This window comes from Alteribacillus sp. YIM 98480 (genome assembly GCF_009765375.1).
Lineage (GTDB): Bacteria > Bacillota > Bacilli > Bacillales > Marinococcaceae > Alteribacillus.
In genome coordinates this window covers 118692-138432 of the sequence record NZ_VTOK01000002.1, presented here as the reverse complement: position 1 = coordinate 138432, position 19741 = coordinate 118692, and the positions used below count along the sequence as shown (strand labels likewise).

The window sequence follows — 19741 nt, the reverse complement described above, 5'->3', positions numbered from 1 at the left end:
AGACTTGAATATACAAAATTGCAGTTTATCCTTGCCATTTTCTTAAAAATTTTTTTGTTTCTATTCGTCCTATATTCACTAATTTTTCCTTTTGTTGATTATCTAAATCAAAGTGTGTACTTTTGATATCTTCTACGGGGAGAAACACGACATTTTGAGCATGGTTTTTCGATATATACATTAAGTCATGCGCTTTTCTCATCGTGTCGAACAGCGACTGATATAATTCTACAGCATTTTTTATTTTATTAGAGGGCATCTCTTGAAGAGACGGGGATAATTGAAATCCTATAACTGGTCGTTTACAACGTCCTGACTTTGGTTCTATAAAAAGCCACAAAGGAAAATTACTTAATATTCCTCCATCTACTACAATATTCGATTTTCTATATCCAGTTTTTAATTTAACCGGTCGAAAAATATATGGCAGCATACAACTCATCTTCACTGCTAAAGATATTGGAAATTCTTCTTCTTTATAGCCATAATAAGAAAGATCATCTGGAAGTACCATTATTCTGCCAGACGTAACATCTGAGGCGATAATTTTTAAACTTCCCTTCGGAAGGTCTTTAAATGTATAAATATTCTTTTGGGCTAATAAGCTGTTTATCCATCTTTCAAGTTTATCACCTTTGTATAACCCTAAATTCCAATAAACAGACAACCATGACAGCCAAGGAGCATGTTCCATTAATTTCGTTTTATCAAGCAGATCGTTTGCTTTTAATGGCATGACGATAGATTGAAGTTCTGTTGCAGTATAACCTGCTTTTACTAAAGCTGCCATTAGTGCACCTGCACTCGTTCCAGCTGTCCTCTCAAAACAATACCCTCGTTCTTCCAGTATTTCTAAAGCTCCTAAAAATGAAAATGCCTTTACACCACCACCAGCAAATACACCATCAATTTTCATGGACCTCTCCCCAAGTATTTTTTTTTATACTATGGCCCAAACGTCATTGATGTGTTGATCTTGACATAAAAACGTATTATTCTATTAGGATGCTGACTTGTATATGACTGGAACAGGAGGACATTCGCGGTTTTAGCAAAAATTCCTCTTTATCGTTTGCGGCTGAACGGCTAGGTGTGAAGCTAGACGAAAATAAACAATATGGAGATAGTTATCCACATTTGATTAAAATATAATGTGCTAAATAATTAGAAAAACTCGTCTTGCCGCCGAGCTCAATGGCGGATTCGTAATTTTGCTTATACTTTGATCCTTTAACAAAGTTAAACATACTAAGAAAAGCGCAAGCGCCTTGCTCACGAGCGACAAGTCCTGGAGGGGCAGCAGATGGAAAGCTGATCTTGCTTTCCATTGACGAACCGAAGGAATCTCGAGCGAGTAGGCGCTTGCGCTAGACATGTAAAACCAAATATTTATCATTTCTTACCTTTTAAAAAAACCCATCCCTTCATGGACAGGCTTACGTTTCTTCTATTTCATCCGCTTCATTTTTCCGCTGAACCTCTTTTAATAATCGTATTCTTTCATCGTTTTCTTGAAAGAATTGAACTACATCTCCAATACGATCTATGGCATCCCAGCTAAGATGGTGCTCTATCCCTTCTACATCATTATAGATATATGCTTTATCTACACCAATCAATTTTAAAAAGTCCTCTAGCAGTTCATGTCTATAAACCAATCTTTTTCCGACTTTTTTTCCCTTTGCTGTTAGTACAAGTCCCCTATATTTTTCATACACCAGGTAATCTTTTTTATCAAGTTTTTGGACCATTTTCGTAACCGAAGATGGATGCACTTCAAGTGCATCTGCTATATCTGACACTCTTGCATATCCTTTTTCTTCTATTAATTTATAAATTCTTTCTAAATAATCTTCCATACTTGGGGTGGGCATCCTGGTTCCTCCAATACGAGATAACAATAGTTACATGGATAATTAAGTTAAATTAGTGCTGCATATAGTGTACAATATATTCTTTTGAACCACAAACCAGCCTTTTTATTGTTCAATGTCAGAAAACCTCATTTTCCCCTGGCAAATATTATTGTTTGTAGTCATACTTATTCCTCTAACAAAATTGAACTTTCCTAAGAAAAGCGCAAGCGCCTTGCTTACGAGCGACAAGTCCTGGAGAGTCGGCATATGGAAAGCTGATCTTTGCTTTCCATTGACGGACCGAAGGAATCTCGAGGGAGTAGGCGCTGAAGTTAGACATATAAAACGCCAAATATTTATATCTTCTTACCTCCTAAAAAAAAGAGGGGAGATTTCCCCTCTTTTTCGATAAAGTGTTATTTACAGACCACACTTTAATTGAGCACCGCAGTTTGTACATGTATTGCATCCACCCATATCTTCCACCGTTCCTTCTCGGCAGACTGGGCAAGTATCACCGATTTCATTTCCAAAATTAATGGTAGTAGAACGTACATCTTTGATTGTATCTACGAGTACAACCTTATTTTCATTTTTTTCTTGGCCGTTCTCCGTCGCTTCTGAGCTGGCATCCAAATCATTTTCTTCCGCCTTTAGAGAAAGAACTTGGGCATCGCGGCTTCCATCGACATAAACCGTGCCGCCTTTGGCTCCTCCGCGATAAAGTCTTTCATACACCTTTTGCACCTGTTCAACCGTATAACCGCGTGGGGCATTAACCGTTTTAGATAAAGAACTGTCTACCCATTTTTGTATGACACATTGAACATCAGCATGCGCTTCTGGTGTTAAATCCATTGCAGAGATAAAAAACTCAGGAAGATTGCTGTTGTCGGCTTCTGGGTTTTGCTTTAAATATTCTTGAACAATCTCTGCATTTACTTCAATAAATTTACCAAGCCTTCCGCTTCGGTAATATTTAAAAGAGAAATAAGGTTCAAGGCCGGTACTTACTCCAACCATCGTTCCCGTACTTCCAGTTGGAGCTACTGTAAGAAGATGAGAGTTGCGGATCCCATGCTGTAAAACAGCTTGTCGTATGTCCTCTGGCATGTTTTGCATATAACCTGTATTAATAAATGCTTGGCGCAGTTCTTTCGTTTTTTCTTCTGTCTCTCCTACAAGAAATGGAAAGCTGCCTTTTTCTTTGGCTAATTCAACACTTGTCCGGTATGCGGTTGTGGCAATCGTTTTAAAGATTTCATCAATAAGCTGATTACCTTCTTTTGATCCGTAACTTGTTTCAGCGTAAATCAGTAAATCATGCAGCCCCATCACACCCAGTCCGATCCGCCGTTCTCCTTTGGCCTGTTTTGTGTTTTCCTCGAGAAAATACGGAGTCGCATCGATTACATTATCTTGCATACGTACACCGGTTTCTACTGTTTGCTTAAGTTTCTCAAAATCTACTGCTTTATTTTCTTTATCCGCCATTTCAGCAAGATTCACTGCTGCTAAGTTGCACACTGAATATGGTGCTAGCGGCTGTTCACCACAGGGGTTCGTTGCCACTACTTTTTGTCCGTAGCTTTGAGCGTTTGTTTGCTCATTGGCATTATCAATAAAGAAAATACCTGGTTCTGCAGAGTAAGTGGCACATATATTTATCAGTTTCCATAATTCTTTTGCTTTAATCTTTCGATACGTACGAATACCATATCCTTTTGCTTCCCACTCACGGACATCTCCAGTTTCCTGCCAATATTTATTGTACAGTTTCATTTCTTGTTCTGTGTAATTTTCTACGTCAGGAAAGCGCAAGTCATATTCTTCATCATTTCCGACCGCATCCATGAAATCATTTGTTAAACATACAGAAATATTGGCCCCTGTTAAAAATTCCGGTGAATTGACAGAATAGGTTCCGCCATTTCTCAATTTTTCTTCTGCTTCTTGAATAACTTTAGAATCAAAACCACCTTGACCGGGGATATTTTTATAGTTTAATACTCCCTGATATAAAGCTTCTTCTGTTTCCGTTAACGGAGTGAATTTTAACTTTTCTTTCACCAGCGTTTTGATCTGCTCATCCTCTGTATGCTCTAACAAAAACCTTAAAATCCGAGGATTTTGCATCTTAGAAATAATAAATTCGAGAATATCTGGGTGCCAGTCTGCAAGCATGATCATTTGAGCCCCGCGGCGAGATCCTCCTTGTTCAACTAAATGAGTAAGCTTGGCAATGTCATCGAGCCAGGAAACAGACCCTGAGGATTTTCCATTTACCCCTCTTGCTAAAGTATTTCTAGGTCGAAGAGTAGATCCGTTAGTCCCCACTCCGCCTCCTCGGCTCATTATTTCCATAACTTGTTTACGGTGCTCAGAGATTCCTTCCCTTGAATCCTCAATAAAAGGCATCACATAACAATTAAAATAAGTAACATCTGTTTTAGCTCCTGCTCCGTATAAAACACGTCCTGCAGGAATGAAGTTCATATTGACCAATTCTTCATAAAACCGTTGAAAAGATTGTTCTCGTTTCTCATCTGTTGTTTCTACTTCAGCCAGGCCTGTCGCATTTCGTTTCGCTATTTGTTCATAGTAAATTTCAAGCGGTTTTTCGATGACGTCAAGTGATCTCGTTATTACCCCTGTTTCTGCTTCTCCTGGGTCGAGCACATGGTGAAAACTGTCATCTACTAATACTTTCGCTGTTCCAGCCTCCCAATCTAATTCCATAACAATTCCAAACCCTCTAGCTGGGAATTTTGGATCTTCTTTAACAGTCAGTACTACAAAGTCCCCGGTTTTCAATGTTTTTTTCTCTGTATCTTTAAAGGTATACCGATCAAGCATAACTAAACGAGATACACCTTTTTTTGTCATATGCATATCTTCGGTAACCGGATGTACTTGGGGAAAAAGTTCAATATCTTGGTTTAACTTTTGCTTATCAACTTTCATTACTTGCTGCATGGTAGCGCTCATTTTTTCGTCCTCCCCGTTCATTCTATGGTATGTCTAAGCTTACCATATTTACTAACAACAAATCAATATATTGTATTCAATGAAATGTCTAACACACTACATATGGTGATAAATAGATTTTTGCTGAAATTTGTCAACTACAAAAACATACGATATCAAGAGAATAATCAAGCATATCTGACCATCTCTTTGTTCATTTATATAATTACATTAATTTCTATCTTGCAGATTAAAAAAACAAAACCCTCTTATTTTACGTCAAAACAAAACACTTTTTTATATTATCGGTTCCTGAATGGATTGTATGTTACAGTTTAGAAAAGAAACAAATTATTTAAAATACATCTGAATGGAGGTTGTACTTTGGAATACGTTTGGTTAAAAGACAAAATAATATCAAGACATGACGCCTATGTTCATTTCGATGATAGAGGTTACTACTTCGGCGATGGTATCTACGAAGTTATCCGAGTGTACGAAGGAGTACCATTTTTGTTTGATGAACATTTTGAGCGTTTTTTAAGAAGTGCTAAAGAACTAGACATGCCCCTTCCTTATTCCATTACTAAACTGAAGGAAAACACCAGGTTTCTATTGCAAAAAAACGATATCAAAAACGGTTACGTCTATATACAAATGACTAGAGGCGAACAAGCTAGAGACCATCTTTACTCTCGAGATATACAACCTGTCATCACTGCATTTACAAAAGAAGCAGAAGTGCCTGTAACTAAACAAAAAAACGGGGTCTCCCTGTTGTCAACGGAAGATATACGCTGGCTCCGTTGCGATATTAAAACGATCAATTTGCTTGGCAATGTTATGGCAAAAAGAAAAGCAGAAGACAATGATTGTGATGAAGCTTTGCAACATCGTGGAGACATTGTCACAGAAGGGTCTTCTACTAACATCTTTTTCGTTAAAAAAGGAGTCATTTACACACATCCTGCTAATAACCATATTTTAAACGGCATTACCAGGCAATACGTCTTCAACCTTGCACAGGAAGAAAAAATCCCAATTTTTGAAGAAGCTTTTCCCCTTGAAGAAACGATAAACGCTGATGAAATTTTTGTGACTAGTACTACTCTTGAAATCGCGCCGGTAATAAATGTAAAAGGTTCGATTGAAACATCTTTGCAGCCTGGAACTATTACCCGAAAGTTGCAGCAAGCTTTTAAAGAACATACAAATGCTGGTTAGAAATTGTTTTTTCTACTTATTTATTATCGTTTAACTTAGAAAAGCGCAAGCGCCTTAAAAGAAGGTAGTTCGGCTACGAGCGTCACGTCCTGTGACAACGCCGAACTGACTCCCATCCTGGGAGCCCGCGACAGGTTCTGGAGCTTTCGCGCAGAGTCGCCTGCGGCCCGGAGTCGAAAGGGAGGACATCAGACGTTCAGCTCATTTTAATGAACTTCTACTAAGATCGCACACGTCGACGCATAGGATGTGCTAATGTCACTAATGCCACAGGACGTGGCATTAGTGGCGACGAGTGTGCAACGTAGAAGGCACCACATCGTGTGGAAGGACGTCCTGTGACAACGCTGAAATGGGTTGCACAGGAGGTGTTGACTTTTGCGTTGCGACAGGACGTTCGCGGTTTTAGCAAAAGTTCCTCTTTATCGTGTGTGCCTGAGCGGCTGGGCGCTGAAGCTAGACATCAAAAAAGACAAACAATAAAGCGGTTCCTTTGTCATAGCGGAACCGCTCTTTCCTTTAACGGCGGAAATTCCATTCTTCCAATTCATATTTGCTCTTTGCAAGTTCCCATACTTCATTTTCTTCTTTATCATTTAATTGATAAGGCTCCCAATCCACATTCAAGCCATCTGCAAAACCTTTATGGAATGCTTTAGAAACATCTTTTAATTCAACAGGTGAACTCTTCAGCTCATTGATCGCCACCGCTTTATTTTTAAATGCTTTTTGCATTCTTTCTCTTACCCGGTCACTTGGATACTTAAAAAGATCAAATAATTTATCCTCATCTATATCTAAAATAATCGAACCGTGTTGCAGAATAACCCCTTTCTGTCTCGTTTGAGCACTTCCTGCTATTTTTCTTCCTTCTACAACCAGTTCATACCACGAGGGGGCATCAAAACAAACAGCAGAACGTGGATTTTTCAATTGATTTTCTTCTTCTTTCGTACGCGGAACAGCGAAATAAGCATCAAGTCCAAGATACCGAAATCCTTGTAAAATCCCTTCTGATATAACTCGATAAGCTTCTGTTACTGTAGCAGGCATTTGCGGATGTTCTTCTGAAACGATCACACTATATGTTAACTCTTGATCATGAAGTACACCGCGTCCACCTGTTGGCCGTCTAACAAATCCTAGTCCATATTTATTTACAGCCTCAAGGTCTATTTCTTTATGTACTTTTTGAAAATAACCAATCGAAAGTGTTGCTGGATTCCATCCGTAAAAACGAACGATAGGCGGAACTGCCCCTTTGCTGTGCCAATGAAGAAGCATTTCATCCATCGCCATATTATATGCAGGAGAACAATTACCCGAATCTATAAAATACCATGTTTCTTTATCCATAACCTCCACCTTTCTTCCTGTTCTTTTCCCAACAGAACAACACTCGGCTTGAAAAAGCCTCATTGATAGAGAATTGCGATAGGCTGTATTAATTTTTAGTGCAAAAATAGTCTACCAAACCTTTTAGAAAAACAAAAGTTTGATGATTGTTAAGAAGTTTCCAATCAAAAGGTTTTGCTTACTGATAGAATCATTATTATAATACATCATGTAGCCTAATAAAGGAGTGGGAATTGAAATGATTACATGGATTTTATGGGGGATATTAACAGCCGTTCTCGTTTTTATGATTATCCGGCGTTTTGTAAATCCGAAATTTTTAACAGAGTTAAACGAGAGTGAGTTTAAAAAAGGGTATCGGAAAGCTCAATTAATTGACGTTCGCGAACCTCGTGAGTTTAACGGGGGGCATATCCTTGGCGCCAGAAACATCCCTTTATCTCAATTAAAACAACGAATTAATGAAATACGCCAAGACCAGCCTGTATATCTTTATTGTCAATCTGGTGCAAGAAGCAGGCAGGCCGCAAGAATTATCAAAAAACAACGCGGAACGGATAATATTTTTCATTTAAAAAAAGGTTTTAAGAAATGGACAGGAAAAATTAAAAAATAAAAACCCCTAACCAAAAAATTAGGGGTTTCCAAACAATCTGAAGGCTGTTAAATAAACAGCCTTTTTACTGTGTAGGAATGTATATTTTTTATTGCGGGTAATTATCTCCTTATTATTTGGTCTGCGTCTAGCTTCAGGCTTAGCTCTCGGGCGCACACGATAATAAGCATCTTTTGTCTTAGCCTAACTTCCTCTATCAAGGCGCTTACGCCGCTTTTGTTTTTATGCCTTTACTTTATTTTCTGAATCCACACATTTTTTATACTTCAAAACAGGTTTTCGTGCTGCCAAAGTTTCATCGAGCCGTTTTATTACAGTCGTGTGTGGAGCTTCTTGAACAATTTCTGGCTCCTTTTCTGCTTCTTGGGCAATTTGAATCATTGCATCTGCAAATTCATCAAGTGTTTCTTTTGATTCTGTTTCTGTCGGTTCAACCATCATACATTCTTCTACATTTATTGGAAAGTAAATAGTTGGTGGATGGTACCCAAAGTCGAGTAGTCTTTTTGCCATATCCAGGGTTCTTACACCTAACTTTTTTTGACGTTTTCCTGATAGTACAAACTCATGCATGCAGTTACGATTGTAGGGCAGCTCAAAATAAGGCTGAAGTCTTCTCATTAAATAGTTAGCATTTAACACAGCGTATTCTGAAACTTTTTTCAACCCTTCTGCTCCCATTGTCCGAATATACGCATACGCTCGTACGTTAATCCCAAAATTTCCATAATATGGTTTCACTCTTCCAATAGAGTGCGGCCGGTTATTTTCCCATGTATAACCTGTTTCACTTTTTATCAATATTGGTTTAGGCAAAAAAGGTGCAAGCTCTTTTGTAACACCTACTGGTCCGCTTCCTGGTCCGCCTCCTCCATGCGGCCCCGTAAACGTCTTGTGCAAGTTTAAATGAACCACATCAAATCCCATATCTCCTGGTCTTGTTATGCCGAGGATGGCATTAGAATTTGCTCCATCATAATAAAGTTTGCCGCCAGCATCATGTATTATGGCAGACATTTCTATTATTTCGTCTTCAAACAAACCTAGCGTATTAGGATTTGTTAACATAAGCGCTGCTGTGTCATCGCCTGTCACTTCTCTTAAATGCTCTAAATCAACAAGACCTCTTTCATTTGTACGCACGGTGACAGCTTCGAACCCTGCGACAGAAGCCGAAGCAGGATTCGTTCCGTGGGCAGAATCCGGAACAATAACTTTGTTTCGATGATGATCCCCATTGGCTTCATGAAAAGATCTGATCATCATTAGACCGGTCCATTCACCTTGTGCTCCGGCAGCAGGCTGCAACGTAACTTGATCCATTCCTGTAATTTCAGCAAGGGATTCTTGCAGATCATACATCAATTTCATAACTCCCTGCACCTGCTCTTCTGGCTGATAAGGATGGACATGAGCAAAACCAGGCATACGAGCAATGTCTTCATGAATTTTCGGGTTATATTTCATCGTACAAGAACCTAATGGATAAAAACCTGAGTCTACGCCATGGTTTCTAGAAGACAATGCTGTGTAATGTCTCATAATCTGTAATTCTGATACTTCAGGAAGTTCTGGTTCGTTTGTTCGAAGATATTGTGCTGGGAGTAGATTCTCCACATCCGTTTCACCCAGTTCATCTTCAGGAAGTGAATAACCAGTCCGCCCTGGTCTGCTTAATTCAAAAATAAGGGCTTGTTCTTCAGTCTGCATTTACGGCACCCTCCAATTCTTTTACAAAATAATCCATTTCTTCTTTTGATCTTAGCTCCGTCACACATACAAGCATCTGTCCATTACGATTACTATCGACTTTAGATAGATCAAAACCGCCAATAATCCCTTTTTCTTTCAGCTTTTTGTTTATAGATGATACAGGTTGTTTTACATCAATAATAAATTCATTGAATACCGGCTGTTCATTGACAATATTTATACCTCTATTTTTCACCTGTTCTCTAAGATAATTGGTATTCTTTACGTTTTGTAACGCCATTTGTCTGAGCCCTTTTTTTCCAAGAGCACTCATCGCAACGGATGCCGCCAAAGCATTTAGAGCCTGATTAGAACATATATTAGAAGTCGCTTTATCTCGACGGATGTGCTGCTCTCTAGCTTGAATGGTCAAAACAAAACCCCGGCGGCCATCTTCATCTACAGTTTGACCAACTAATCGGCCAGGCACTTTTCTCATTAATTTCTTAGAAGCTGCAAAATATCCGCAATGCGGTCCTCCCATTTGTGAAGGGATCCCAAAAGGCTGCGCGTCCCCTATTACGATGTCGGCACCAAATTCTCCAGGCGGGGTCAGAACACCAAGTGCTAGGGGATTGCTCGATACGATAAATAAAGATTTGTAATTATGTGCCGCTTTTTCTATTTCTTTTAAATTTTCTAAAGAACCATAAAAATTCGGGTATTGTACAATAACTCCTGCTGTATTGTCATCCATTGCATCTTGCACAGCTTCCACGTCTGTCTGTCCATTAAGAAGGGGGATTTGTTGAACAGTCAAATCGGGACCGCTGGCGTATGTTTTCAAAACCTCTAATGCTTCTGGATGAACCCCTTCTGATACGATGATTTTCGTTTTTTTCATCTTGCTGTAACTTGCCGCCACTAATGCAGCTTCCGCTAAAGCAGTCGCACCGTCGTACATGGAGGAGTTGGCAATTTCCATCCCAGTTAATTCACAAATCATTGATTGAAATTCGAAAATGGCCTGAAGTTCTCCCTGAGAAATTTCAGGTTGATAAGGTGTATAGGCTGTATAAAATTCAGACCTTCGTATAACATGATCCACAACAGATGGGATGTAATGATCATAAATTCCAGCTCCTAAAAACGAGGGATGCATTTTTATATTCTCGTTTTTACTGCTTAGCTTTTGAAATTCTTTTATAAGTGCTGGTTCTGATAAAGGAGAAGCAAGGTTCATTTCTCCAGTAAAACGAATTTTTTCGGGTATTGCTGAAAAAAGTTCACTTGTGTTGTTAACTCCAATATAATCTAACATTTCTTGTTTATCTTCTTCTGTCATTGGCAAATATCGAAAATTCAATGTTTCAGCCTCCTTATTGTTAAGCCTTTTTATAAAAAGGTGTTGAAATAACGACAGCTTTTAATGTTTTTTTACGTATTTGTATATAAAATTCTTGGTCAAGTTTGGCATATGGTGTTTGTATAAGAACAAGGCCTACATTTTTCCCGAGTGTCGGTGATTGTGTTCCCGATGTGACACGGCCAATGATATTCCCTTCTTCATTTAATACTTCATAACCGGTTCTAGGTATGCCTTTTTCTAGCATTTCAATCCCTGCTGTTTTCCGTTTAACCCCGGATTGTTTCTCTTTAATTAATGCCTCTTTACCAACAAAATCACTATCTTTTTGCAGTTTAACAGCAAACCCAAGACCTGCCTCTAACGGGCTGATCGTTTCATCTATTTCTTGACCGTAAAGAGGAAGACGAGCTTCAAAACGGAGCGTATCCCGAGCCCCAAGTCCGCATGGTAAGATTCCGTCTGACTGTCCTGCTTTTAGAATGGCTTTCCATAAAGTAGGTGCTTTTTCAGCACTGCAATAAATTTCAAAACCATCTTCTCCGGTGTAACCTGTTCTAGAAACCAAGGCATTTACGCCGTTTAGATCTACGTTTGTACGAAACCGAAAAAAACCGATATCTGCCAAATCTTCATTCGCAAGCTTTTGCACTATTTGTTCAGCTTTAGGCCCTTGAACCGCCAGTTGTGCATAATAAGAAGACATATCTTTTATCAATTCTTCATCTCTAGCATGCTTTTTTAACCAATCGATATCTTTTTTTGTATTGGCGGCATTTAACACAAGCAAATAATGATCAACATCCAGCTGATATATTAATAGATCATCTACGGTACCTCCATTTTCATTACAAAGGAGAGTATAAAGAGCTTTTCCCGGTTCTAGTTTGGCCATATCATTTGTAATAACAGACTGCAAAAAATCGTAAGCGTCTTTTCCTTTTACTTCAGCTTCTCCCATATGACTAACATCAAATAGACCTGCTTTTTCTCTTACTGCCCGATGTTCTTCTTTAATGCTTGTGAACTGAACAGGCATCTCCCATCCTCCAAAATCAACTGTTTTAGCACCACTTTCTTTGTACAAAGAAAATAATGAAGTACGCTTTAACTCCGTCATTTTTCAACCGCCCCTCTCTTAGATAAATTCAAATTTCTTAGAAAATTTTTTTAATACAAAAAAAACAGAGGAATCCCTTAAAAAGATTCCTCTGTCCTACAACCAGAAAGTTTCTTCTCCATCGCGGAGAATGTCTTCGTGGGTGGCTCTAAAGAGCTCTCTCCAGAGATGCGTCAGACAAAAGTCTTTTTGCCTGAGAGATTCACTGCACAAACAGTTTGCTCCTTCGGCGCCGTTTAAAACGATCTCTCCCTTTGTCGTCATCCGCTTTGTTTATTTATTCATTATGTATGGATAGAAGTTTTTCAATATATGAATAAAAATATTTTTAATTGCATCATACTAATCTTACTGCGTTTTATTCTATCATGAGGGTTCGTGGTTGACAATCTTTTTTTTATAAAGGAGCGAACGTTATGGAGGCTGAAATTAAGTTTCTTTCGGATTGGGAACTTCCAAAGGACAAAAACTATGAAAATCGATTAATATCCACGTGGGAACAGTTTTCTTTAGGTTATGAATCCGAACAATGGACCTCAACCACCTCATTTGATGGATTGTTATGTCAAAACCATCTTTCCAGCCTCGAGCTATTTCCACATCAAGAAAAAACAGCAAAACGAGTCATAGAAGAAATGGACGGCAAAGCCATATTAGCTGATGAAGTTGGACTAGGAAAAACAATTGAAGCAGGTTTAATTTTAAAAGAATATATGGTCCGAGGTCTAGTAAAAAAAGTATTAATATTAGCTCCAGCTTCTCTTACTGGCCAGTGGGCAAAAGAGATGAATGAAAAATTTTATATTCCGGCGGTTACGCAAAGAAAAACGTATGTATGGGAAGAAGCTGATATCGTCGTTGCTTCCATTGATACAGCAAAACGACCTCCTCATAGAGATATTGTACTGCAACAAGAATACGATATGATTATTTTTGATGAAGCCCATAAATTAAAAAATCCAAAAACAAAAAACTATGAATTTGCCCGATTGCTCCAAAAGAAGTTTTGTCTCATGTTAACGGCAACTCCTGTTCAAAATAATCCTGGGGAGCTGTATCATTTAATTAATTTATTAAAACCCGGTTTGTTAGGAAACATGCAAGAATTTAAAACACTGTTTAAAGAAAAAGGACAAGAAGCTGTAAAACATATCGTTCAAAAAGTAATGGTAAGAAACCGCCGGGACCAAACCGGCCTTACATGGACAAAGCGAAATGTATATTCGACTTACATTGATTTCAGTGAAAAAGAGAGAACGTTTTATGACACACTCTTTCAATTAAAAAAGAACCCTGCAAATATGATACACGGCTTTACCGCAACCACGCTTTTGAGAGAAGCATGCAGCAGCAGAGAAGCTGCATATATGACGTTAAAAAATTTATATGAACAAAAAGAGATTTCTAGTACTTTATTTGAACAACTAATGACGTCCCTGCAATCTATTTCTTCCAATAGTAAAGCAGAAAAGGCTTTAGACATTATTCAGGGAACAGATGAAAAAGTAGTGCTGTTCACAGAATATCGAGCCACACAACTGTATTTGCAATGGTTTCTTCGCCAGCACGGAATATTGTCCGTACCTTTTCGCGGCGGCTTCAAAAGAACGAAAAAAGAATGGATGCAGCAGCTTTTCAGAGATCGTGCTAAAGTAATGATTGCTACAGAAGCGGCGGGAGAAGGAATCAACCTGCAATTCAGCAGTACCATCATAAACTATGATCTTCCTTGGAACCCTATGCGGTTAGAACAAAGAATAGGCCGATTACACCGGCTCGGCCAAACAAAAGATGTGGAGGTCTACAATTTTGCCGTTAAACAAACGGTCGAAGAACATATTCTTTCCCTTCTATATGAAAAAATTAAACTGTTCGAAAACGTTATTGGTGAACTTGATACGATTTTAGCTTCAACTTCCTATTCTTCCTTTGAAGGTTACATTACAGATGCTTTGCATACATCTGATTCCGAACAAGAAATAGAATTAAAATTGCATCACCTTTCCGAATTGATGCAGCAATCTAATTAAAGAGAAGGTGTTACGTCATGGAACAAAAAGTTCTCCACCAATTTGTTAAACGATATTTCCAAGCCAATGATGCAGAGATTCTAATAGATGATAATAAACGTCTTAAAGTACAATTAACAGAAGAGTTAGATCAACAGTTAATGAATCGTCCCTTTTATTGGCAATATATACAAAAAACAGGCGGAATTCCACAGCCCATGACCCTTACTCTCATTACAGAAGGAGAAAAAGAAAAGCAAGAAAAAGCTGAATACCTTCATTTCGGTTCACCGCGCTTGCATCAAATATTTCGATCTGCAAAAAAACAAGGAAATTGGACAATTCTTTATGAAGAGAAGATAGAAGGGAAAGAACCCACTCCATTGTTCCCATGGCTTGTTGTTAATATTAAAGTTTCATACACGTCTTATCAGCGCAAAGACAGTATACAATCGATCGGCCTTCAATTAATACACGGTCAAATGGTTGAAAATATGATGGAACATCTAAATAGCAAGAAATTAAATAATATAATAGCTGCACATTCATTTCCTATGCATTCCCTCATTCAAGTAAACAGCGGCCTGCAACGGGTTAAACGGCATATTGAAAACAGGCTTCTAAATGAACCTAATCATTGGGCAGAAAAAGCATACCAAAAGATGAAAGAAGAAATAAACATTCTAGAAGCTTACTATCACTCTTCTTCTCAGCCGGAAGAAGAATATATGCAAGAAAAAAATGCAATTATTGAAAGGTATAAACCGAGAATATATGTGGATATTATTAATTCCGGACTTTTTTATTTAGGAGACTCTTCCTTTCAATGATGAAATGCAAAAAACGAGGTCCCACGGTTTGGACCTCGTTTTTTATAAGTATTGGTTTTAGCACTCCTAAACTTCAGGGGCTCCGCTTACAAATATCGTCATAATAGAAAACCACCCGAAAACTAAAAAAGAAATTCCAGCAAAGCCGACTGCAAAAAAGTTTCTTCTTTTAATTTCCCGGATTGTTGCAAATGCACATAAAATAGCTACAACAAGAAGCATAACACCTAGTGCCATGGAGCATTCCCCCCTTTTATGTATGGTTCGATTCATTTTCAACTATATTATTTGATATGACAAATTTCATTATTATTATACCCTTTTTTAACAAGATATGCATTAAAAATTTTAACTCTAATTCATACATTGATATAATGGTATCATCAAACTCAAAAAAAGTTGGAGGAATACATAATGAAGTGGAAGCAGATTCCATTAGGGCCTTTACAAACAAATTGTTATGTTTTGTACGATTCTGATAAAAATGCTGTGATATTTGATCCAGGCGGGGACGCACAAATTTTAAAAAGCTGGCTGAATGAAAACAAGCTTATCCCTGCAGCCATTTTGTTAACCCATGCTCACTTTGATCACATAGGAGCAGTAAGTGATATTAGACGGTCGTATGATATTGATGTTTATCTTCATGAAAAGGAAAAAGATTGGTTAACAGATCCGAACAAAAACGGCTCAGCTCTATTTATGGGGAATTCCTCCATAACATCTGAACCAGCTGATCATCATTTTAATGGAGAAGGAAACCTGGCCATCGGTACTTTTTCATTTGAAATGTACGAAACCCCGGGCCACTCTCCTGGAAGCGTCTCCTTCTATCATTCTGAAAGCGAAACAATATTTTCGGGAGATGTTTTATTTTCTGGTGGTATTGGACGTACAGACCTTCCTGGAGGAAACCATCAAACTTTATTAAACTCCATACACGATAAACTTCTTGAGCTGCCTGAAAACACCCAGGTAGCCTGCGGGCACGGTCCTGTCACAACAATTGGCGTAGAAATGGACAGCAATCCATTTTTAAATGGATTTTAAGTCTTTTCTAAACATTTTTAGAAAGAACTTATTTTATATTCATTTACCGAAAAAATTTTTACTTTTATGATAAAAATGAAGTATGAATAAAAGCCATAATAATAGCTGCGTCTGCTATTATTATGGCTTTTTAAAAGAAAAAGATCTCCCGGGGGAGGGAGATCTTTAAGGGGAGTAAATCGTATTGAAAAATGAACTATGAGGGGGAGGGGGACTCCCTAATCATTGTTCTAACAATGTGGTTTTAGTATATTATATGTATTAACACTATGTCAATAGTATAAACTTATAATAAATTTAAACGTTTATGACTACGTTCAGATTTAGGAAGTTGATGATACAGAATAAAATTCACATCGAACGTTTAGTGGATAAAATAAGGATATTAGCCTCTAACATAGAGTAACAAAATAAGAAAACACAGTCACCAGCTAAAAAAAAGCTCCATATAGAACATATCCCACTATTCTGTTCATCCCGCCAAAAGCCCTTCAATGTACGAGATACTAGGCATAGAGCCAGCTTAGGTCTATGTCAATATCTCACGGAGTAAAAAACGCGAAAAAAGGAGCAGTGCCTCATAATTCTGGGGCATTGCTCCTTTAAAAATGCTTATGTAGTTCCCAGTATAAGAAACCTGAATTAATGGAAACCTGGCTCCATTAGGAAAGTTGTATAATAAGTGAATCCAACAAAGAATACAGTCAGATAAGCTCCAAAAATATAAATATACATACGTTCTGTCAGTCTCATGTATCCAAGCGCTAAAAAGCCAGCTGTTTGCGCAAAGAACAAGATGGCCATGCTAAACATATCACCAACAAAAAATAAAATAGCAAAAACAGCTGTCCAAAACCCCATCATACGAAACATGCGATCCATTTTCTGACTCCCCCCTCTTCTTTATTTAATAGTGTCACTAGTGCAGTATTCGGATCTGCTTATAGTATTACCAATTGGATAAAAAATTACTACACTTATTATATATGAGGGCATCAATACTTGTAAATGTTTAAATGCATACTTTCTAAATTATAAACGGACTGCTCTATAAGAGCAGAATGGAAACTCTCCACCTGCCATTAAAGCCTCTTCTTCCACGTCTGCAGCAGGAAAAACCGATTCAAACATGCCTTCAATCATAGCATGATGCATGCTGCATAAAGAACTTGCATGTTTACCTATTAAACCTTTATATGGACAATTATAAATCCGGAAAGTAACATACCTATTGTTTTCCGTCAAAAATATTTCAGGATTTAAACCCTGCTGTACAGCAACTTTTCTAATAACATCGACTTTTTCTTTTAAAGATAAAGAGTTACCTGAAGTATTTATGTAATACATATAATGGTCAACAGCTTCTTTACCGAAATTTTCCCCAATTTTTTGAAGTTCCTTTTTTCCATCTTCTCCAAATTTTACGAGGGATTGCATAGCTAGTTCTGCTAATCGCTCATAATCTCGAAATGGGAACTGAATTTGTACAACCTTATCTGATACCTCGTAAAAACGACTTGGCCGCCCCCCTTTTCCACTTTTTTTGGTGTCTGAGGCAAGCAGGGAAACATCTTCTAATTTTGTTAAGTGCAGGCGTGCTACATTCGCATGTATACCAAACATTTCGGCGATATCTAGCACGGTTACTTTTGAACGTAAGTTAAAATATATTCGTAAATAGAAAACCTTGTCGGATCGGCCAGTACATTGGTTAGCTTTAGTGTTTTTTGTTCCATTACTACACCCCCTCTGGTGTTCTGAGTATTATTATATTACAGGGGCATCTAATCATAAATATAATTCATAAAAAAAATGTAACTATTTGACTAGTTCCTAATTCTTTTCATTTTCCTCAATGTCACACTTATAGAATAAGGAAGCATCCCAAACCATCTTGTCCAAAAGCTGTATAGATTTTTAGACGTAGAAACTTTTGACTTTTGTGTCACCCGATTATCTAATGCTTCAACAATTTGCTGCGTCAAATATTTGACGAATGGATGTGGTTTCAACGCTAACTTCCTTTCAAATGATTTATTATGTTTAGCTTAGCCTTGAAAAATTATCTTTATTCTCCCTGCTCGTTTTCCATATAAAAATCATGATTTCTTTCATTTCCTAAATTATCTTTCGCGCGAAGTTGAATGCTAAAACTGCCTTCCGGTTCTTTTTTCGTTTGATAGTAAACTTCACCATTAGGAAAATCGTAGGAACCTTCTCTTTCACTTACATACTTTTCATCCTCAACCAATTGTTTCTCCGCATTTCGAAGCATCCACTCAAGTGTTAACACACGATGTTCATGCCTTATATTTTGTTTTTCATTCACATATATCTTAACTTGAAAAAGAAGCAGTGCAGAAAATAAAAAGCAAATGATTAAGATTATAGGCATTATAGCTCCTTTTTGCTTCACTCCTTGGTTCCCCTTTCGACAGATGGACGGAATCCTAAAGCTGCGTCCCATTCCACCCCGTTTGTATCTGTGATTGTTAAATCTGCACCGTAATCCTGGTAACTTGCATCTAGTTTCTTAACTCCTTGCAATACAATTTCATACCCTGCACCACTTTTACTACGGATAATGTTTGAATTAGACTGATAGTATCGGTAATTCTCCTCTTCATCATATATGAGCAGTTCATTTTCATTTATCTGTATTTGAAAAGCATTGTTTAAATCATCTTTAATTTGTTGAAAAAACATGTGAATATCTTGTCCAGATGTTTGGAATGAAGCCTTTAACAGTGGCACGTAAAATATGATGATGCTAACACATACCAATGTTATAGTTAGGGCGGTTAATACTTCTATCAATGTCATCCCTTGATTTTTACGGTAAAACAAAAATACATTTTTTATATTTTCTTTCATTGCTTCCCTCCCACGTAACACAAATATCTCTTCCTTCATCTAAATAGGTTATTTGCAAATCATAACCATCAACATACCATGAAGTGTCATGATTATTCTCTTGTATAGAGAGAGCTTTTTTTTCTAGAAGGTAAAGAGCTGTCCTTTCTTGTATAATTGACTGCTGTTCACTTATTATCAGGGAGTAAACAGGCAGCAGAAAGACAACGGAAAATATAAGAAGGGTTAAAGCCCCTGCTGTCTCTAATAAAGTCATTCCTTTTTCAACGTTCTTCAATATAAAACCGCCCCTTACCTAAAAGAAACACAAGCCTGTAGTTTGTTTTTGGTGTGTGTATTAAGATAGTACCTGCTTTTTTAATATTACCTTTTTGGTTATAGCTTACATCACGCAAATCCAGTGAGCCTTTTTCAAATTTCACCTCGTTTGGAATCTTTCTTTTCTTCAAAGGTTCAGCAGCCATTTCCGTTGTCCTGACGTAATAATAATTATCTTGCATATTGAAAAACACCATTTTTTCATTCGCATAAGCATATTGCTGAGAGAACCTAATATCAGCTGCAAGAACCTCTAGAAAATAGTAAATAGAAGCTTTTTCTTTCAAAGACTGAAAAGATAAAAGAGGGATGCCGATTGCTGCCGTAATAACAAGCAGAACAATCAGCATCTCCACTAATGTGTGTCCTTTGTTCATTCGTCAGCCTTCTGCACACTTCCATCAACCAATATCAGTGTCGAATCATCTGGACATACAATTCGATCTACATATTCTGCATCTTT

At 37.7% G+C, this 19741-nt stretch carries 22 protein-coding genes and 1 riboswitch; of the genes, 5 read left to right on the top strand and 17 right to left on the bottom strand.

The window, feature by feature from the left end; translation table 11 throughout:
* Nucleotides 1-25 precede the first annotated feature (25 nt).
* The 5 genes from FZF09_RS03425 to FZF09_RS03405 all read right to left on the bottom strand — a co-directional run bounded on the left by FZF09_RS03425 (nt 26) and on the right by FZF09_RS03405 (nt 4844).
* Nucleotides 26-916: a patatin-like phospholipase family protein gene (locus FZF09_RS03425; RefSeq protein ID WP_158735179.1), complete on the bottom strand. Its 891-nt coding sequence runs from the start codon at nt 914-916 to the stop codon at nt 26-28.
* Between the two features lie 240 nt (nt 917-1156).
* Nucleotides 1157-1375, bottom strand: a complete 219-nt coding sequence (locus tag FZF09_RS03420; RefSeq protein ID WP_158735178.1) for a hypothetical protein — start codon at nt 1373-1375, stop codon at nt 1157-1159.
* Between the two features lie 61 nt (nt 1376-1436).
* On the bottom strand, nt 1437-1874 hold the full coding sequence (gene mntR / locus FZF09_RS03415) for a transcriptional regulator MntR (protein WP_158735177.1): 438 nt from the start codon (nt 1872-1874) through the stop codon (nt 1437-1439).
* Nucleotides 1875-2049: 175 nt separating this feature from the next.
* Complete coding sequence (locus FZF09_RS03410; RefSeq protein ID WP_158735176.1) at nt 2050-2208, bottom strand: hypothetical protein; 159 nt, start codon at nt 2206-2208, stop codon at nt 2050-2052.
* Nucleotides 2209-2276: 68 nt separating this feature from the next.
* Nucleotides 2277-4844, bottom strand: coding sequence for a vitamin B12-dependent ribonucleotide reductase (locus FZF09_RS03405; protein ID WP_158735175.1), 2568 nt, complete (start codon nt 4842-4844; stop codon nt 2277-2279).
* A gap of 363 nt (nt 4845-5207) precedes the next feature.
* Between FZF09_RS03405 and dat the strand changes: the two genes are divergently transcribed.
* Complete coding sequence (gene dat, locus FZF09_RS03400; protein ID WP_158735174.1) at nt 5208-6047, top strand: D-amino-acid transaminase; 840 nt, start codon at nt 5208-5210, stop codon at nt 6045-6047.
* 519 nt (nt 6048-6566) lie between these two features.
* On the opposite strand, the gene FZF09_RS03395 is transcribed toward dat, so the two are convergent.
* Entirely contained in the window at nt 6567-7403 is an 837-nt protein-coding gene (locus tag FZF09_RS03395) for a lipoate--protein ligase family protein (RefSeq protein WP_158735173.1), read from the bottom strand.
* A 238-nt stretch (nt 7404-7641) separates the two neighbouring features.
* On the opposite strand from FZF09_RS03395, the gene FZF09_RS03390 reads away from it, so the two are divergent.
* Nucleotides 7642-8019, top strand: a complete 378-nt coding sequence (locus FZF09_RS03390) for a rhodanese-like domain-containing protein (RefSeq protein ID WP_158735172.1) — start codon at nt 7642-7644, stop codon at nt 8017-8019.
* 222 nt (nt 8020-8241) lie between these two features.
* Here FZF09_RS03390 and gcvPB read toward each other — a convergent pair whose 3' ends face one another.
* From gcvPB to gcvT, 3 genes are read right to left on the bottom strand one after another with little or no spacing between them, the layout of a single operon-like run.
* On the bottom strand, nt 8242-9729 hold the full coding sequence (gene gcvPB, locus FZF09_RS03385; RefSeq protein WP_158735171.1) for an aminomethyl-transferring glycine dehydrogenase subunit GcvPB: 1488 nt from the start codon (nt 9727-9729) through the stop codon (nt 8242-8244).
* On the bottom strand, nt 9719-11077 hold the full coding sequence (gene gcvPA, locus FZF09_RS03380) for an aminomethyl-transferring glycine dehydrogenase subunit GcvPA (protein ID WP_158735170.1): 1359 nt from the start codon (nt 11075-11077) through the stop codon (nt 9719-9721). Before gcvPA ends, gcvPB begins: the two co-directional genes overlap by 11 nt.
* Nucleotides 11078-11096: 19 nt before the next feature.
* Nucleotides 11097-12197: a glycine cleavage system aminomethyltransferase GcvT gene (gene gcvT, locus FZF09_RS03375; protein WP_158735169.1), complete on the bottom strand. Its 1101-nt coding sequence runs from the start codon at nt 12195-12197 to the stop codon at nt 11097-11099.
* 171 nt (nt 12198-12368) lie between these two features.
* A riboswitch (glycine riboswitch) is annotated at nt 12369-12461 on the bottom strand.
* A 152-nt stretch (nt 12462-12613) separates the two neighbouring features.
* On the opposite strand from gcvT, the gene FZF09_RS03370 reads away from it, so the two are divergent.
* Both FZF09_RS03370 and FZF09_RS03365 read left to right on the top strand, forming a co-directional pair.
* A complete protein-coding gene (locus FZF09_RS03370; RefSeq protein ID WP_158735168.1) occupies nt 12614-14227 on the top strand; it encodes a DEAD/DEAH box helicase in 1614 nt (537 codons plus the stop codon).
* Between the two features lie 17 nt (nt 14228-14244).
* Complete coding sequence (locus FZF09_RS03365; protein ID WP_158735167.1) at nt 14245-15036, top strand: YqhG family protein; 792 nt, start codon at nt 14245-14247, stop codon at nt 15034-15036.
* Between the two features lie 66 nt (nt 15037-15102).
* Here the strand turns inward: FZF09_RS03365 and FZF09_RS03360 are convergent, their stop codons facing one another.
* Nucleotides 15103-15273 carry a DUF2759 domain-containing protein gene (locus tag FZF09_RS03360; RefSeq protein ID WP_158735166.1) on the bottom strand — a complete coding sequence of 57 codons (171 nt, stop codon included), beginning with the start codon at nt 15271-15273 and terminating at the stop codon, nt 15103-15105.
* A 177-nt stretch (nt 15274-15450) separates the two neighbouring features.
* Here FZF09_RS03360 and FZF09_RS03355 point away from each other — a divergent pair, with 177 nt between their 5' ends.
* Nucleotides 15451-16086, top strand: coding sequence for an MBL fold metallo-hydrolase (locus FZF09_RS03355; RefSeq protein WP_158735165.1), 636 nt, complete (start codon nt 15451-15453; stop codon nt 16084-16086).
* A gap of 642 nt (nt 16087-16728) precedes the next feature.
* On the opposite strand, the gene FZF09_RS03350 is transcribed toward FZF09_RS03355, so the two are convergent.
* The 7 genes from FZF09_RS03350 to comGD all read right to left on the bottom strand — a co-directional run bounded on the left by FZF09_RS03350 (nt 16729) and on the right by comGD (nt 19655).
* A complete protein-coding gene (locus FZF09_RS03350) occupies nt 16729-16968 on the bottom strand; it encodes a DUF2626 domain-containing protein (RefSeq protein ID WP_091579207.1) in 240 nt (79 codons plus the stop codon).
* A gap of 150 nt (nt 16969-17118) precedes the next feature.
* Complete coding sequence (locus tag FZF09_RS03345; RefSeq protein WP_158735164.1) at nt 17119-17709, bottom strand: helix-turn-helix transcriptional regulator; 591 nt, start codon at nt 17707-17709, stop codon at nt 17119-17121.
* A gap of 203 nt (nt 17710-17912) precedes the next feature.
* Entirely contained in the window at nt 17913-18071 is a 159-nt protein-coding gene (locus tag FZF09_RS23300) for a hypothetical protein (protein WP_370514422.1), read from the bottom strand.
* Nucleotides 18072-18154: 83 nt separating this feature from the next.
* On the bottom strand, nt 18155-18502 hold the full coding sequence (gene comGG, locus FZF09_RS03335) for a competence type IV pilus minor pilin ComGG (RefSeq protein WP_158735162.1): 348 nt from the start codon (nt 18500-18502) through the stop codon (nt 18155-18157).
* The gene (locus FZF09_RS03330) at nt 18499-18960 is read right to left on the bottom strand and encodes a competence type IV pilus minor pilin ComGF (RefSeq protein WP_158735429.1); all 462 of its coding nucleotides are present in this window, start codon (nt 18958-18960) and stop codon (nt 18499-18501) included. The genes comGG and FZF09_RS03330 overlap by 4 nt, the downstream gene beginning before the upstream one ends.
* Nucleotides 18920-19237, bottom strand: coding sequence for a hypothetical protein (locus FZF09_RS03325; protein WP_158735161.1), 318 nt, complete (start codon nt 19235-19237; stop codon nt 18920-18922). The genes FZF09_RS03330 and FZF09_RS03325 overlap by 41 nt, the downstream gene beginning before the upstream one ends.
* Nucleotides 19224-19655, bottom strand: coding sequence for a competence type IV pilus minor pilin ComGD (gene comGD, locus FZF09_RS03320; RefSeq protein WP_158735160.1), 432 nt, complete (start codon nt 19653-19655; stop codon nt 19224-19226). Before comGD ends, FZF09_RS03325 begins: the two co-directional genes overlap by 14 nt.
* Between the last annotated feature and the right edge of the window lie 86 nt (nt 19656-19741).

Coding starts and splice junctions, on each gene's coding strand:
- FZF09_RS03425 (WP_158735179.1), bottom strand. CDS start 916: ATGAAAATTGATGGTGTATTTGCTGGTGGTGGTGTAAAGGCATTTTCA.
- FZF09_RS03420 (WP_158735178.1), bottom strand. CDS start 1,375: ATGTCTAGCGCAAGCGCCTACTCGCTCGAGATTCCTTCGGTTCGTCAA.
- mntR (WP_158735177.1), bottom strand. CDS start 1,874: ATGCCCACCCCAAGTATGGAAGATTATTTAGAAAGAATTTATAAATTA.
- FZF09_RS03405 (WP_158735175.1), bottom strand. CDS start 4,844: ATGAGCGCTACCATGCAGCAAGTAATGAAAGTTGATAAGCAAAAGTTA.
- FZF09_RS03395 (WP_158735173.1), bottom strand. CDS start 7,403: ATGGATAAAGAAACATGGTATTTTATAGATTCGGGTAATTGTTCTCCT.
- FZF09_RS03390 (WP_158735172.1), top strand. CDS start 7,642: ATGATTACATGGATTTTATGGGGGATATTAACAGCCGTTCTCGTTTTT.
- gcvPB (WP_158735171.1), bottom strand. CDS start 9,729: ATGCAGACTGAAGAACAAGCCCTTATTTTTGAATTAAGCAGACCAGGG.
- gcvT (WP_158735169.1), bottom strand. CDS start 12,197: ATGACGGAGTTAAAGCGTACTTCATTATTTTCTTTGTACAAAGAAAGT.
- FZF09_RS03370 (WP_158735168.1), top strand. CDS start 12,614: ATGGAGGCTGAAATTAAGTTTCTTTCGGATTGGGAACTTCCAAAGGAC.
- FZF09_RS03365 (WP_158735167.1), top strand. CDS start 14,245: ATGGAACAAAAAGTTCTCCACCAATTTGTTAAACGATATTTCCAAGCC.
- FZF09_RS03360 (WP_158735166.1), bottom strand. CDS start 15,273: ATGGCACTAGGTGTTATGCTTCTTGTTGTAGCTATTTTATGTGCATTT.
- FZF09_RS03355 (WP_158735165.1), top strand. CDS start 15,451: ATGAAGTGGAAGCAGATTCCATTAGGGCCTTTACAAACAAATTGTTAT.
- FZF09_RS03350 (WP_091579207.1), bottom strand. CDS start 16,968: ATGGATCGCATGTTTCGTATGATGGGGTTTTGGACAGCTGTTTTTGCT.
- FZF09_RS03345 (WP_158735164.1), bottom strand. CDS start 17,709: ATGTTTGGTATACATGCGAATGTAGCACGCCTGCACTTAACAAAATTA.
- FZF09_RS03330 (WP_158735429.1), bottom strand. CDS start 18,960: ATGAAAGAAAATATAAAAAATGTATTTTTGTTTTACCGTAAAAATCAA.
- comGD (WP_158735160.1), bottom strand. CDS start 19,655: ATGAACAAAGGACACACATTAGTGGAGATGCTGATTGTTCTGCTTGTT.